This is a genomic window from Streptomyces lancefieldiae, assembly GCF_031845825.1.
Lineage (GTDB): Bacteria > Actinomycetota > Actinomycetes > Streptomycetales > Streptomycetaceae > Streptomyces > Streptomyces lancefieldiae.
Genome location: NZ_JAVRFH010000006.1, coordinates 165,027 through 180,343, shown reverse-complemented (window position 1 = coordinate 180,343; position 15,317 = coordinate 165,027). Strand labels below are relative to the sequence as shown.

Sequence of the window (15,317 nt, the reverse complement as noted above, 5' to 3'; positions counted from 1 at the left end):
CTCTGTTACCGATGGACAGCCATGTCTGTGTCACCGGCAGGAAGCAGACCGCCTCGGGCCGGCAAGCCGTCACCCGGCATCCGGTATCGGCAGCGGCCGCTTCTCGATCGCCGCCGCCATCACCTCCGGGAACAGATCGGGCGTGCAGGCGAAGGCCGGCGCGTCCAGCGCGGCGAGCGCCGCCGCGTGCTCCCGGTCGTACGCGGGCGCCCCCTCGTCGGACAGGGCGAGCAGCGCCACGAACTGCACCCCGGCCGCCTTCATCGACGCCACCCGCTTGAGCATCTCGTTCCGTATGCCCCCCTCGTACAGGTCGCTGATCAGCACGACCACCGTTTCGGCGGGCCGGGTGATCTGCGACTGGCAGTACGCCAGCGCCCGGTTGATGTCCGTACCGCCGCCCAGCCGGGTGCCGAAGAGCACGTCGACCGGGTCGGCGAGCTGGTCGGTGAGGTCGACGACCGCCGTGTCGAAGACGACGAGCCGGGTGGTGATCGCCCTCATGGACGCCAGTACCGCGCCGAACACGGAGGCGTACACGACGGACGCCGCCATCGACCCCGACTGGTCGATGCAGAGGATGACCTCCTTCTTCACGGACTGGGACGCCCGCCCGTACCCGATGAGCCGCTCCGGCACGATCGTCCGGTGCTCGGGCAGGTAGTGCTTCAGGTTGGCCGCGATCGTGCGGTTCCAGTCGATGTCGTGGTGTCGGGGCCGGTTGACCCGGGCGCTGCGGTCGAGGGCTCCGGTGAGGGTGGCCCGGGTGCGGTTGGCGAGCCGCTTCTCCAGGTCCTCGACGACCTTGCGCACGACGGCCCGCGCCGTCTCCTTCGTCGTCTCCGGCATCGCCTTGTTGAGGGACAGCAGCGTGCCGACGAGGTGCACGTCGGCCTCCACGGCCTCGAGCATCTCCGGCTCCAGCAGGAGGGCGGCGAGACCGAGCCGGTCGATGGCGTCCCGCTGCATGACCTGCACGACGGAGGAGGGGAAGTAGGTCCGTATGTCGCCCAGCCAGCGCGCCACGGCCGGCGCGGAGGCACCGAGCCCGGCCGAACGGTCCCGTCCCGCCCGCGGTCTGTCCCCCTTTCCGTAGAGCGCGGTGAGCGTCCCGTCCATGGCGGCGTCCTGCCCGGAGAGCGTGCAACCGGTGCCGTCGGCCGGGTCACCTCCGAGCACGAGCCGCCACCGCCGCAGCCGTTCCCGCGCTGTGTCGACATCCACCGGCTCGGCCGTCATGCGTGCACCTCCACGAGGTCGTTGTCGTCGGCGTCCGGCCGTCGGCTCGTGCCGGGTCGTCCGACGCTTCGGGTACGCGCGTCCACCGGGCTCGCCGCGTCCGCCGCGTCCGCCGTGTCCAGGCCCAGCAGCAGCCGGACCACCGGCAGCACCGCGTCGGCGCGCCCGGTGTCGAGCCCGGGCGCGAAACCGGGTATGCCGGAACCGGCCGTCGTCACGCTCGACCGCCGCTCCGGTCCGCGCCGGACCAGCTCGCCGAGGCTGCGGCGCACTCCCGGCTCATACGCCGAGAAGGTGCGCCGCAGCAGCGGCAGTACGTCCGTGAACGCCTCCGCCGGTACGCCGGTCAGCCAGCCGTCCACCAGGGCGAGCAGCCGCTCGTCGTGGAGGAGCAGCATGCCGCCGCCGGAGCCGCCGCCGACGAAGCCCTCGATCCAGGCCGCCGCGTCCGACGGTGGCGTCCCCGGGGACAGCACCAGACCCATGAGACGCGCCGCCTCGTCCGGTGCCAGCTTCCCTTCGTCCAGCAGGAGCCGTACGGCGCGCCCCCGGATGACGCCGGGCACGGCGTCCCGCGCGGAGAGGGTCCGCAGCACGGCCCGCCAGCGGGCGCGCAGGTCGCCGTGGCCCGGGGCGGGGGCGTCACCGAGCAGACCCACCGCCCCGTGCACGGCGTCCACGTGCCGACGCATCTCCTCGGCGGCGTCGGCGTCCAGGGCGGCGCAGGCCGGAGGCAGGCCGACGAAGACCCGCTCGGCGAGGCCCGCGGCCACCTCGGCCAGCGCGCCGGTGTCGGTGCCGCGCACATCGCCGTAGCGCAGGGAGCGGACCAGGGCCGGCAGGGCCTGGGCGAGGTGGCCGACGTCGGTGTCGAGCGCCGCGCGGTCGGCGAGGATCCGCATCACGGTGGGCAGCGTGTCCGGCAGTTCGGCCAGCAGACAGCGCTCGGCGAGCGCGGTGACGTCGGCGAGGCCCTGCGCGGTGACGGCGTCCGCCTCGGCCCTGGCGGTCGCGGCGGCGAGCACGGTCGTGCCCCACACCCCGGCCTCGGCGACCCGCACCGCCAGCTCCGGCTCCCACCGCAGTCGCCACGTCTCCCGGAACGTGCCCGTGCCGCCCCGCGAGGCGGCCGGCTCGCCCCATCCGACGCCGAGCAGCCGCAGCCGGTGCAGCAGTCTGCTCCGCCCGGCGTCGGTCTCCTTGCGCAGGTCCAGCTCCAGCTCCCGCTCCAGCGCCTCCGGCCTGAGCCGCAGCCGCCGCTGGATCCGGTCGAGGTCCCGCTGCAAGGGCACCGCGGGTGCCCCCGGTGGCACCTCACCCAGTGCGTCTCCCACCACCAGCCGGTCGTGCACGAGCGCCAGCGGCACGTCCGAGCCCTCGCACATCACCGCCCGTACGGCGTCCGTCGTCTCGCTCAGCCCGGGCAGCGGACGGCCGCGCATCACCGCGAGGCTCTCGGCCAGCCGCACCGCCTCGATCACGTGCGCCGAGGAGACGAGCCGGTCCTCCTCCCGCAGCAGCCCGGCCACCTTGGTCAGCCACCGCTCGACAGGCCGGTCCGGCACACCGAACAGATGCCCGTACCAACCGGGCGAGTCGATGCCCGCCCCGTATCCGCCGGCCCGGGACAGCCTGCGGTGGGTCCACGGCACCCAGGTCAGGTCCACCTTGACCTTGGGCAGCCCTTTCAGCAGCGCCCGGTCGGCGGCGACGGTGACCCTGCGCCGCAGCGCGGGCACGTGCCACGCCCCGCACACCACGGCCGTACCCTGGGCGAACTCGCGTTGCGCCGCCCGGACCTGGAGCCGCATGTACGCCTCCCGCACGAGGTCCCGGTCGTGCCCGCCGCTCTCCTCCGTCTCCCGCAGCGCCGACATGGCCTCCTCCAGGGCGGTGAACGGTGCGAGCGCGTCCCCTTCCGCCGCGCCCCGGAGCTCGACGACGTCCTCCCACCAGCGCTCCGGATCGTCGTGACCGGCGGCCCCGGCGAGGGCCGCGAGCGGATCCGCCCGGACGTCGGGGAAGGCGGCGCCGTGCTCGTCCTCCCTCCCCGGCTCCCCCGGCTCCGCCCACTCCCCCGACTCTCCCCGTTCCCCCGATTCCCCCGGCTCCGACTCCCGCTCCGGGGCCCGCCACGCCAGCGTGTGCGCGGCCGGGAGGTCGATGAAGCGGGCCGGGACGTCGTGCTCCAGGGCCCAGCGGATGGCCACCCACTCCGGGGAGAAGTCGGCCAGCGGCCAGAAGGCCGAGCGACCGGGCTCGTCCACGGCGTGGGCCAGGAGCGCGACCGGCGGCCGCATGCCCTCGTCGGCGGCCAACGGGATCAGGGCATCGGCCTCGGGCGGCCCCTCGATCAGCACGACCCCCGGCCGGGCCGCCTCCAGCGCCGCCCGGACCGCCCGTGCCGACCCCGGCCCGTGGTGGCGTACGCCGAGCAGCAGCGGTCCCCCGCCCGGCCCGCCGGACCGACCACCCAGGGCCCCGTCAGTGCCCGTCATACCGTCCCCCTCGCCTGCGGGACCAGGTCGAGTCCTCGTCGGCCACCGTCGCGCCGGCCACCTGGACCCCGGCCCGGAACCGCATCCGCACACGCACCCGCACGCCGTTCACGCGGTCACCTCCCGGCAGGCCCGGTAGAAGTCCGCCCAGCCGTCGCGCTCGCGGACGACCGTCTCCAGGTACTCCTGCCAGACGACGCGGTCGGCCGCCGGGTCTCGGACGACGGCGCCGACCATGCCCGCGGCGACGTCGCCCGGCCGCAGCACCCCGTCACCGAAGTGGGCGGACAGTGCCAGGCCGTTGGTGACGACGGAGATGGCCTCCGCCGTCGACAGCGTGCCGCTGGGCGACTTCACCTTCGTTCGGCCGTCGGTCGTCACCCCGTCGCGCAACTCGCGGAAGACGGTGACGACCCTGCGGATCTCGGCGATGCCGTCGGCCACGGCCGGCAGATCCAGGGAGCGGCCGATCTGGTCGACACGGCGCGAGACGATGTCGACCTCGGCCTCGGCGCTCTCCGGCAGGGGCAGCACCACGGTGTTGAAACGGCGGCGCAGGGCGCTGGACAGGTCGTTGACCCCGCGGTCGCGGTCGTTGGCGGTGGCGATCAGGTTGAAGCCGCGAACCGCCTGCACCTCCTGGCCGAGTTCCGGTATCGGCAGGGTCTTCTCCGACAGGATCGTGATGAGGCTGTCCTGTACATCCGCCGGGATGCGGGTCAGTTCCTCCACACGGGCCGTCGTGCCCTCCGCCATGGCCCGCATGACCGGGCTGGGCACGAGGGCTTCCCGGCTGGGGCCGTGGGCGAGCAGACGCGCGTAGTTCCAGCCGTAGCGGATCGCCTCCTCCGGTGTGCCGGCCGTGCCCTGCACCAACAGGGTCGAGTCACCGCTCACCGCCGCGGCGAGGTGCTCGGACACCCAGGTCTTCGCGGTGCCGGGCACGCCGAGCAGGAGCAGGGCGCGGTCGGTGGCGAGCGTGGTGACGGCGACCTCGACGATGCGGCGCGGGCCCACGTACTTCGGCGTGATCACCGTGCCGTCGGGCAGGGTGCCGCCGAGCAGGTACGTGGCGACGGCCCACGGCGACAGCTTCCAGCGGGCCGGGCGCGCTCGGTCGTCCTGCGCGGCCAGCGCGGCCAGTTCGGACGCGAAGGCGTGCTCGGCGTGCGGCCGCAACGCCTCCGCCTCAGGCGCGGACCCGTTCTGGCTCGGGTCGACGGATGTCGGTCCTACGGACACAGGCATGGGCTGAGTCCCCCTCCAGCTCGGCCGGTTCGATCTGGCATCCACCGTGCACCACGCCACTGACAATCGCTCTGACCTGCACGAACGCCCATGCCTGATCGATTGTCAGTGGGAGGGCCTACCTTCGAAGGCATGACTCAGCAGGGGGTGCGCTGGACCGCGGACCAGGTGCTGGCGCTGGCGCCTGACGCCGTGTCACGGAAAGCGGGGAGCAGACTCGGCACGGCGGGACCGTGGTCCGAGGTGGGTTCCGACGAGGGGACGGTGTGGGGACTGTGCAGGGGCAGCGGCAGCAAGCCGTATCAGACGGTCGTCGACGTCGGGGACGTGTCCGGGCCGGCTTACAAGTGCAGTTGCCCGAGCCGCAAGTTCCCGTGCAAGCACGCGCTCGGACTGCTGCTGCTCTGGGCGGGCGGAGACGGTCCGGCGCCGGAAGCGAAGGCGCCGGACTGGGCGGCGCAGTGGATCACCAGGCGACGTGAGCGGACGGAGGAGAAGAAGGGGACGGCGGACCCGTCCGGTTCCGCCGCCGGGCCGAGCGATCCGGAGGCGGCGCGGCGCCGGGCGGAGCGACGGGCCGAGCGGATCACCGCGGGTGCGACAGAGCTGGAGCAGCGGCTCGGGGACCTCCTGCGCGGTGGCCTGGCCGGCGCGGAGCAGTCCGGCTACGGGCTGTGGGAGGAGACCGCCGCCCGCATGGTCGACGCCCAGGCTCCGGGGCTGGCCGCACGCGTACGGGAGTTGGGGGCCATACCGTCGTCCGGTCCCGGCTGGCCGGTCCGGCTGCTGGAGGAGTGCGCTCTCCTCCACCTCCTCGACCAGGGCTGGCTGCGCCGTGAGGGGCTGCCGGACGGACTGGCGGCGACGGTCCGCTCACGTGTCGGCCTGTCCGCGTCGGCGGACGGCCCTCCGGTACGGGACCGCTGGCTGGTCCTCGCCCAGTACGACACCGCGGACGCACGGCTGACGACCCGGCGCACCTGGCTGTACGGCACGGAGACGGACCGCGCCGCGCTGCTCCTCTCCTTCGGCGCCGCGGGCCGGGCTCCGGAGTTGGCGCTGCCCGTGGGGCTCGTGCTGGAGGCCGAGGTGTCGGCGTATCCGGGCACCGGTCAGCAGCGAGTGGCCCTCGGGAAACAGTTCGCGCCGCCCGCGCCCGCGGAGATACGCCCGAAGGGGGTGACGGCGTCCCAGGCGGCGACGCGTTACGGCGAGGCCCTCCGGGACGACCCGTGGCTCGAGTCGGTGCCGGTGACCCTGGAGCGGGCCGTCCCGGTCCCGGACGGCGACTCCTGGCAGCTGGCGGACGCCGACGGGGACACGGCGCTGCCGCTCACCCCGGCGGCCGGCAACCGCCCGGGGCTGTGGCGCCTGGTCGCCCTGTCGGGCGGCGCGCCCGTCAAGGTCTTCGGCGAGTGCGGCCACCGCGGCTTCACCCCGCTGACCGCCTGGCCGACGGGACCGGGCCCGGCGGTGCCGCTGTGCTGACTCACCCGGCGGAAGGCAGTCGGAAAGGACCGGCACAACGGCAGGCTCGGAAAGGAAACCCATGACCAGGACGCCCGCCCACGCTGACGCGCCCGTGCCCGGTGGCTGGGAGGAACTCGTCACCGTGGCGCTGCTCGGCACGGAGCGGCGCACTCCCCCGGGCTGCGCACCCGGCCCGGGTGCACCGGCGGCGCTGCTGGACGCGGCGGCCGCGGAGACCGTTCGCCGACGCGCCGGACTGCGCCCGGCCCCCGCGGCCCGCCGTCCGGAGCCCGCCCCCGAGGATCCCCGCCCGCCCTTGCCGGGCGCGGCCGCCCGGCGGCTCACGATGCTGCTCACCGACCGCCCCGGCTCGGCGGGTGGCCGCAGAGGCAGCGCGCCCGATCTCGTGGAACTGCTGCCCCAGTGGCTGGCGACGGCGAACACCCGTGGCTTCGCGGCACCGCCCGAAGCGCTGCCGGCCCTGCTGGACGCGGCACGGGGGCGTACGGACCTGCGGCCGGCGGCGTTGACGTTCGCCGGGCCCCGGGCCCTGTGGCTGGCCCGGCTGAACCCGGACTGGCGGTTCGCCCTGCGGGCGACTCCGGGCGGAGGCACCGTGCTGCCCGGCCCCGGCACCACGGCGCGGGTGCGGCGGCTCTGGGAGGAGGGCCTGTTCGCCGAGCGGGTCGCCCTGCTGACGTCCCTGCGCGCCCGCGACCCCGACGCCGCCCGTGAGCTGCTGGCCTCGACCTGGGCGGCGGAACGGGCCGAGGACCGGTTGATGTTCCTCGACTCGCTGCGGACGGGTCTGGAGTCGGCGGACGAGCCGTTCCTGGAGCAGGCGCTGGCCGACCGCAGCCGGAACGTGCGGGCGACGGCGGCGGAGCTGCTGTCGGCCCTCCCGGATTCGGCGCTCGCCGCCCGGATGGCGGCGCGGGCCGTGACGTGCGTGTCCCTCGACCGCACCCTGGACCCACCGGCGATCGCCGTCGAGGCGCCCCATGAGTGCGACGCGGACATGGAGCGGGACGGCGTCGTGGCGAAACCGCCCGCGGGGCGCGGTGAACGGTCGTGGTGGTTCGGCCAATTGGCGGAGGCCGCCCCACTGGGGGCCTGGCCCGCACGGTTCGGCGGACGCACCCCCGAGCAGATCGTGGCCCTTCCGGTGACGGACGACTGGCAGGGCGAACTGCACGCGGCGTGGTGCCGCGCCGCGGTACGGCAGCGGGACGGCGCCTGGGCGAGAGCCCTGCTGGGCGCGCCCACGGCGCCCGAGGCCGGGGGTCCGGGCGCGGTGTCCCTGGCCGAGCGGGCCAAACTGCTCGGCACGCTGGACGCGGGGGAACGGGCCGAGTGGGTCGCCGGGTTCATCGCGACGCACGGTCTGTCCGAGGCGTTCCAGCTACTCGGCATGTGCGGGGTGCCGTGGGCTCGGCCACTCGGACGGGCGGTGGTCGACGCGCTCGACATCGCCCGTGACGCCGGGAGCTATCCGTGGAGCTTCAGCGGCGTCATGGGCCTGGCCGAACGCTGCCTCGATCCCTCGGAGGCGGGCCGCCTCGACGGTTTGCTGGCGATACCGGAGGAGCCGGAGGACGCGTCACCGGGGGCGGGAGGGTACTGGGCGGAGGCGTTCCAGCGCCTCGTCACGACATTGCGGTTGCGCGCGGCGATGGCCGAGGAACTGCAGGCGGACAACTGAGCTACCGGCGCAGGCGGCCCCCGGCGCGGTCGCACGGCATCGGAGCCAGGGGCGGGGGGGCAAGAACCGGCACCGGGGGCGGGGGCGGCGCGAACCGGCACCGGCGAGCTGCCGCCCGTACACCTGCGAACGCCCGGGGCGCCGGCACCGGCCGTCGCACACAGCGCGCGCCGGCAGACCGGCGGCCACCCCATCGGCAGACCGGTAAGTGCAGTAGGTGCAGGCGCAGTAGCTGCACCTCCACAGACCGCAAGCAGCACCGCCGGTGACCAGTGGCCGCGCGGTCGGCAGACCGGGTGGCTACGCCTCCGCAGGTTCCCGCACGTTGGCCCGTACCCACTCCACGATCGACGCCGTCGTCGCACCGGGCGTGAAGATCGCCGCAACGCCCTTCTCCTTCAGCGGGGCGATGTCCGCCTCGGGGATGATCCCGCCGCCGAAGACCAGGATGTCCGCCGCGTCCCGCTCTCTGAGCAACTCGATCACGGCGGCGAAGAGCGTGTTGTGCGCGCCGGAGAGGATGGACAGCCCGATGGCGTCGGCGTCCTCCTGGATCGCGGTGTCCACGATCTGCTCGGGTGTCTGGTGGAGCCCGGTGTAGATGACCTCCATACCGGCGTCGCGCAGGGCCCGCGCGATCACCTTGGCCCCGCGATCGTGGCCGTCGAGCCCCGGCTTGGCCACCACCACGCGGATCGGACCGGCTGCCACACCCATCACTGCCTCCATGAAGCGACTACATCCATCCGTACCGACAAGTACCGCACACTTCGCCGCCGCCGTACACAGGAGGCACGGCGGGCATGACACCCCTCACCACACCGTCCGGGGAAGTGAACGAACGTTATCTCCAGCTTCCCGCAACCGGCAGTTTCGCGGTGGATACAGAGGGGGAAATCACACGGTGGGACATGTTCGTCGCCGCACCGCTCCAGGGCGCGGCGGCCACACGCGCACGGAGAGCCGCAGCGAGGGGCGGGACAGGACAGCAGCGGGCCTCGCGACGTATCGCCCACACCACAGGACACTGACCAGCGATACGACGCGTCCGTTCGGTTTAAACCTCGCAAACATCACCAATCACTGGTGTCACGGCTCTCCACGAGGGCACACGGGGGACAGAGGCGTCCCCGCGCGTGCCGACAGGAGGTCGGCCCATGAAGGTCACCACGGCAGCACTGCCCCTTCTCCCGCTCTGTCAGCGTCTCCTGCCCACCTTGCCGGGTCTACCGACCCTGCCGGGAATTCCGGGACTGCCGGGAATTCCGGCCAGGCTGACAGGGCTCTCCCTGACCTTTCTGAAGGCGACCGCCCTGGAGGTCGCGATCCTCGCCGGGCATCTTCTCCTCTACCCCTCGGGGATCATCCAGGAGCGCCGACCCATTTCCGCCCTCCCGCCGACGGACTCCCAGGACCCGCAGCCCGCCCCTCCCGCCCCCCGGCTGCCGGCCCGCACCAGCCCCCCGGTCGTCCTGCTGCACGGCTTCATCGACAACCGCTCGGTCTTCCTCTTCCTGCGCCGCAGCCTGGCCCAGCACGGCCGACACCGGGTCGAGTCGCTGAACTACTCACCCCTGACCTGCGACATCCGCACCGCCGCCGAACTGCTCGGCCGGCACATAGAGGAAATCTGCGAGCGGACCGGCAGTGAGCACGTCGACGTCGTCGGGCACAGCCTCGGTGGGCTGATCGCGCGGTACTACGTGCAGCGGCTCGGCGGAGACCTCCGTGTCCGGACGCTCGTCACGCTCGGCACCCCGCACGCCGGCACCCGGGTGGTCCCGCTCGCGAACGCGCACCCGATCGTGCGCCAGATGCGCCCCGGTTCGGCCGTACTCGAAGAGCTGACCCGGCCCGCACCCGGCTGCCGTACGCAGTTCGTCAGCTTCTGGAGCGACCTGGACCGCGTGATGGTCCCGCTGGAAACGGCCTGCCTCGACCACCCCGACCTCACGGTGCAGAACGTACGGGTGAGCGGCATCGGCCACCTCGCCCTGCCCGTGCACCCCGCCGTGGCCACCGGGATCCGGAAGGCCCTCGACACCGTCGAGCCGGAGGTGGGCTCGGGGGAGGGCGCTGAGGCGGGCGCGGAGAGGGGCAAGCGCGCCGGCGGTCTGACGGTCGCCTGAGGCCCCCACCCCCCAGAGGACTCCGAAACCTCGCCGCCACCACTCGATCGACATCGAACAAACTTCGAACACAAAGCCAAACTCGCGCCCGCCGTCCCCCAAAACACGGCCGATTGCCCGTTTCCTGCGAGCGTGAAACCTGACGAAGATTGTCGTGCCCGCATACCGCCGGGTACAGTCGCCGCACTGCTCTGGCAGCCCCTGTTGTCGAGGCGAAAGAGAAGTTGGTGAACGACCGTCACCCGTCGGGGACCACGACCACCCCGGCTCCGGCTTCCGACGCCGCCCCGGCGCACTACGCGTCGTACGGCACGCAGGAGGCCCCGTACGGCGACCTCACCACGTACGGCGGCTACGACACCACCGGTTTTCCCACCGGCGCCACCGCCACGGCGGCCTTCGACGCAGACCCCCTCTTCGGCAGCCTCCCCGGCCAGGGGACCGGCACCTACGACGCCACCGGCTCGTACGACACCACGGGCACCTACGACGCCACCCAGTGGTCCACCGGCAGCGGGCAGGTCCTGAACCAGGACCCCTACGCGGCCCAGCACCACGCCGCCTACGACACCGGCGCCTACGACACGACGGCCTGGACGGACGGCTTCCAGCAGGCCGCGGCCATGCCGCCGCAGCCCGGCGCCGCCGACACCACCGGGCAGTGGGACACCGGCGCCTGGGTCCAGCCCGACCAGACGTCCGGCAACTCCGCCGACCAGACCCAGCAGAGGGACTGGGGCACGCAGACGTTCGAGACGGGCCCCTTCGGGACAGGCACCCTGGACACCGGTTCCTTCGCGACCGGCACGTTCAACACGGGCGCGTTCAACACGGGCGCGTTCAGCACGGGCACGTTCGACGGCGGCACGCTCGACACCGGCGCCTATGACGCCACACAGTGGAACTCGGACGGCACCACGGCCGACGCCCCGGAGCCGGCGGGGAACACCGCGCCGGACACCGCACCGCCCGCCGAGGAACCCGCCCCGCGCGACGACGGATTGGCCGCCACCGGCGAGCTTCCCGTCGTGCCCCTGCTCCTCGAGGAGCAGGAAGAGGTCACCCCGGCCGCACGGGTCCCGGCCGCACGTACCGCCCCCCGAGGCGGGGCCCGTTCGCGTCGCCGCCAGCCCGCCAAGCGCTCGGCGCTGCTCACCATCGCCGTACCGTCGGCCTGCGTGATGAGCGTCGCGGGTATCGCCGCCGCCTCCGTCGGCAACCTGACCGGCGACGACACGGAGACCACGGCATCGGCGCCGGACACGGCCGACGCGGACGCGGCACCGGTGAAGCCGTCCGCGGCCAACAACAAACTGGACACGCAGCTCACGAGCCTCGCCGCCGGAGCCGACGACTTCGCCGACCGGGCCAGCCGGACGCAGGAGCGCATCGACCTCAAGGCCGAGCAGGCCCTCGAGAAGAAGCGTGCGGCGCAGGAGGCGGCCCGCAAGGAGCGGCTGCGCCCCAAGTTCGCCCTCCCGGTCGCCCAGCACGGCCTCAGCGCGTACTACGGCCAGGCCGGCATCAACTGGATGTCCGTGCACACCGGTATCGACTTCCCCGTGTCGTACGGCACGAAGGTGATGGCGGCGACCGACGGCACGGTGCGTACGCAGTACAACAGCGCGTACGGCAACATGATGATCGTGACCGCGAAGGACGGTACGGAGACGTGGTACTGCCACCTCTCCAGCTACCAGGTCCCCAGCGGTACGACGGTGAAGGCCGGGGACGCGATCGCGTTCTCCGGCAATTCGGGCAACTCGACCGGACCGCACCTGCACTTCGAGGTGCGCCCCGCCGGCGGCTCGGCGATCGACCCCCTGTCGTGGCTGCGCAGCCACGACCTCAACCCGTCGTGACGGCGTAACGTCTCACCAGGTCGGGACGGCCCCGTCGGCCGACGGGGCCCATGCCGTGAGCGCCCCCAACACGCCCTCACGGCACTTTCCAGGCACCCTCAGAGCTTCTCCACCGGCGCGTACCGCAGCAGCAGCCGCTTCGGTTTGGTGTCCCCGAAGTCGATCGTCGCCTCGGCGTTCGCCCCGGTGCCCTTGACCGCGACCACCGTCCCGAGCCCGAACTGGTCATGTGTGACGCGGTCGCCGACCGCCACCGAGACCGTCGGCTGCTCGGCGGTGCGGCGCGTGGCGAAGCCGGACGCACCCGACGCCGAGGAGCGGGACCGCGACGACGACAGCGAGGCCGCCACCCCCGAGACCGGCGCGGAGGAGGCGGGCCCGTTCGCCCCGGTCCTCTTCCACTCCAGGTGGGGCGCGGGGATCTCCTCGAGGAAGCGCGAGGGCGGGTTGTACGACGGCTGCCCCCAGGCGCTGCGCAGCGTCGACCGGGTCAGGTACAGCCGCTCACGGGCGCGGGTGATGCCGACGTACGCCAGGCGCCGCTCCTCCTCCAGCTCCTTGGCCTGTCCGAGGGCGCGCATGTGCGGGAAGACGCCGTCCTCCATGCCGGTGAGGAAGACGACCGGGAACTCCAGGCCCTTGGCGGTGTGCAGGGTCATCAGGGTGACCACGCCGTCGCCGTCCTCCTCGTCGGGGATCTGGTCGGAGTCCGCGACCAGCGCGACCTTCTCCAGGAAGTCGGCCAGGGTGCCGGCCTCCTCGCCCTCGGCCCGCTCCTGCTCGAACTCCAGGGCGACGGCGGCGAGCTCCTGCAGGTTCTCGATGCGGGTCTCGTCCTGCGGGTCGGTGGAGGACTGCAACTCGGCGAGGTAGCCGGTGCGTTCCAGGATCGCCTCCAGCACGGTCGCCGGTCCGGCACCGGACTCGACGATCGTGCGGAGGTCCTCCATGAGCGTGTTGAACCGCTTCACGGCGTTCGCGGAGCGCGCCGCCATGCCGTACGCCTCGTCCACCCGCTTCAGCGCCTGCGGGAAGCTGATCTTCTCGCGCTGGGCAAGGGCGTCGATCATCGCCTCGGCGCGGTCGCCGATGCCGCGCTTGGGGACGTTGAGGATGCGGCGCAGCGGCACCGAGTCCTCGGGGTTGGCCAGGACCCGCAGGTAGGCCAGGACGTCCCGGACCTCCTTGCGCTCGTAGAAGCGGACGCCGCCGACGACCTTGTAGGGCAGGCCGACGCGGATGAAGACTTCCTCGAAGACACGGGACTGCGCGTTGGTGCGGTAGAAGACGGCGACGTCACCGGCCTTCGCCTGGCCGGCGTCCGTGAGGCGGTCTATCTCGTCGGCGACGAACTGGGCCTCGTCGTGCTCGGTGTCGGCGACATACCCGGTGATCTGCGAACCCGCGCCCTGGTTGGTCCACAGGTTCTTGGGACGGCGGGACTCGTTGCGCTCGATGACCGCGTTGGCGGCGCTCAGGATCGTCTGGGTGGAGCGGTAGTTCTGCTCCAGGAGGATCGTCGTCGCGTCCGGGTAGTCCTCCTCGAACTGGAGGATGTTGCGGATGGTGGCGCCGCGGAAGGCGTAGATCGACTGGTCGGCGTCGCCCACGACGCACAGCTCGGCGGGCGGGACCTCGGCCTCGGGCGGCACGTCGACCGGGTGCTCCGAGGGGGTGCCGACCAGCTCGCGCACCAGGGCGTACTGGGCGTGGTTGGTGTCCTGGTACTCGTCGACCAGGACGTGCCGGAAGCGGCGGCGGTAGTGCTCGGCCACGTCCGGGAAGGCGCGCAGCAGGTTGACCGTCGTCATGATCAGGTCGTCGAAGTCGAGGGCGTTGGCCTCGCGCAGCCGCGACTGGTACAGGGCGTAGGCCTGGGCGAGGGTCTTCTCGAAGCCGTCGGCGGCCTGCGCGGCGAAGTCCTCCTCGTCGATCAGCTCGTTCTTGAGGTTGCTGATCTTGGCGCTGAAGGACTTGGGCGGGAAGCGCTTGGGGTCCAGGTCCAGGTCGCGGCAGACGAGCGCCATCAGACGCTTGGAGTCGGCGGCGTCGTAGATCGAGAACGACGACGTGAAGCCGAGCCTCTTCGACTCCCGGCGCAGGATGCGGACGCAGGCGCTGTGGAAGGTCATCACCCACATCGCGTTCGCGCGCGGGCCGACGAGCTGCTCGACGCGCTCCTTCATCTCGCCCGCGGCCTTGTTGGTGAAGGTGATCGCGAGGATCTGGCCCGGGTGGACGCCCCGCTCGGCCAGCAGGTGGGCGATGCGATGGGTGAGCACGCGGGTCTTGCCGGATCCGGCGCCGGCCACGATGAGCAGCGGGGAGCCGGAGTGCACGACGGCGGCGCGCTGGTTGTCGTTCAGCCCCTCCAGCAGCGCGGCCGGGTCCAGGGCGGGGCGCGGGGCGCCGTCCCGGTAGTGGGTGTCCCGGTCCGGCGGCACGTCGAACTTCCCGCCGAACAGATCGTGCGGGACCGGCTCCGGTCCGTGATCGTCCTCGGGCGGCGGCGGGGGTTCCTCCTCGTGACCCCGGGGGGTCTGGAGGCTCGCCAGGAAGCTGTCGTCAAAGAGGCTGCTCATCGCTCTCCGAGTCTAGGGCGCCCCACCGACAACCCGGTGCCACCCCGGAAAATGGGTGCTGTCTCACCGTCGGACACGCCCTGCGGCAGGTTGCCACACGAAGAGTGACACCCATGCCGGAGGTCACGAAAACGCTGCCGCCGGTGGCACCGGTTCGTCCGACAGCACCGGTTCGCCGGGGTCCTCCGCGCCGGACGCCTCGTACGGCACGAAGGCGCAGAAGGCGCTCGCCTTCGCCCGCGCGCAGATCGGCAAGCCGTACGTCTGGGGCGCCACGGGCCCCGGCTCCTACGACTGCTCCGGGCTCACCCAGGCCGCCTGGAAGGCCGCGGACGTGTCGCTGCCGCGCACCACCTACGACCAGGTCGACGCCGGCACGACGGTCCCGGTATCCCAGGCCCAACCCGGTGACCTGGTCTTCTTCTACGACGACCTCAGCCACGTCGGCCTCTACATCGGCGACGGCATGATGATCCACGCCCCGAAACCGGGCGCGTACGTCCGTGAGGAGTCGATCTACTACGACGGGGAGTCGTCGATCCACAGCGTGGTGCGCCCGGCCTGACCCGCGCGGCTCTCTAGCATCG

General features: G+C 72.9%; 9 protein-coding genes and 1 pseudogene. 5 read left to right on the top strand and 5 right to left on the bottom strand.

What is annotated here, in order from left to right; genetic code table 11:
* Window positions 1–69: 69 nt before the first annotated feature.
* The 3 genes from RM812_RS08465 to RM812_RS08455 form a co-directional block, all read right to left on the bottom strand.
* Complete coding sequence (locus RM812_RS08465; protein ID WP_311571770.1) at window positions 70–1,239, bottom strand: VWA domain-containing protein; 1,170 nt, start codon at window positions 1,237–1,239, stop codon at window positions 70–72.
* Entirely contained in the window at window positions 1,236–3,737 is a 2,502-nt protein-coding gene (locus RM812_RS08460; protein ID WP_311571769.1) for a DUF5682 family protein, read from the bottom strand. The genes RM812_RS08465 and RM812_RS08460 overlap by 4 nt, the downstream gene beginning before the upstream one ends.
* Before the next feature lie 108 nt (window positions 3,738–3,845).
* A complete protein-coding gene (locus tag RM812_RS08455) occupies window positions 3,846–4,985 on the bottom strand; it encodes an AAA family ATPase (RefSeq protein WP_311571768.1) in 1,140 nt (379 codons plus the stop codon).
* A gap of 132 nt (window positions 4,986–5,117) precedes the next feature.
* On the opposite strand from RM812_RS08455, the gene RM812_RS08450 reads away from it, so the two are divergent.
* Window positions 5,118–6,473 carry an SWIM zinc finger family protein gene (locus RM812_RS08450; RefSeq protein ID WP_311571767.1) on the top strand — a complete coding sequence of 452 codons (1,356 nt, stop codon included), beginning with the start codon at window positions 5,118–5,120 and terminating at the stop codon, window positions 6,471–6,473.
* 61 nt (window positions 6,474–6,534) lie between these two features.
* On the top strand, window positions 6,535–8,157 hold the full coding sequence (locus tag RM812_RS08445) for a DUF5691 domain-containing protein (protein ID WP_311571766.1): 1,623 nt from the start codon (window positions 6,535–6,537) through the stop codon (window positions 8,155–8,157).
* A gap of 300 nt (window positions 8,158–8,457) precedes the next feature.
* Here the strand turns inward: RM812_RS08445 and RM812_RS08440 are convergent, their stop codons facing one another.
* On the bottom strand, window positions 8,458–8,874 hold the full coding sequence (locus RM812_RS08440; RefSeq protein WP_311571865.1) for a cobalamin B12-binding domain-containing protein: 417 nt from the start codon (window positions 8,872–8,874) through the stop codon (window positions 8,458–8,460).
* A gap of 440 nt (window positions 8,875–9,314) precedes the next feature.
* Between RM812_RS08440 and RM812_RS08435 the strand changes: the two genes are divergently transcribed.
* Window positions 9,315–10,286 carry an esterase/lipase family protein gene (locus RM812_RS08435; protein ID WP_311571765.1) on the top strand — a complete coding sequence of 324 codons (972 nt, stop codon included), beginning with the start codon at window positions 9,315–9,317 and terminating at the stop codon, window positions 10,284–10,286.
* A gap of 227 nt (window positions 10,287–10,513) precedes the next feature.
* On the top strand, window positions 10,514–12,148 hold the full coding sequence (locus tag RM812_RS08430) for a peptidoglycan DD-metalloendopeptidase family protein (protein WP_311571764.1): 1,635 nt from the start codon (window positions 10,514–10,516) through the stop codon (window positions 12,146–12,148).
* Between the two features lie 98 nt (window positions 12,149–12,246).
* Here RM812_RS08430 and pcrA read toward each other — a convergent pair whose 3' ends face one another.
* The gene (pcrA, locus tag RM812_RS08425) at window positions 12,247–14,730 is read right to left on the bottom strand and encodes a DNA helicase PcrA (RefSeq protein WP_311571763.1); all 2,484 of its coding nucleotides are present in this window, start codon (window positions 14,728–14,730) and stop codon (window positions 12,247–12,249) included.
* Window positions 14,731–14,869: 139 nt separating this feature from the next.
* Here pcrA and RM812_RS08420 point away from each other — a divergent pair.
* Window positions 14,870–15,295 (top strand): annotated as a pseudogene (locus tag RM812_RS08420) (C40 family peptidase); the annotation flags it as partial.
* Window positions 15,296–15,317 lie beyond the last annotated feature (22 nt).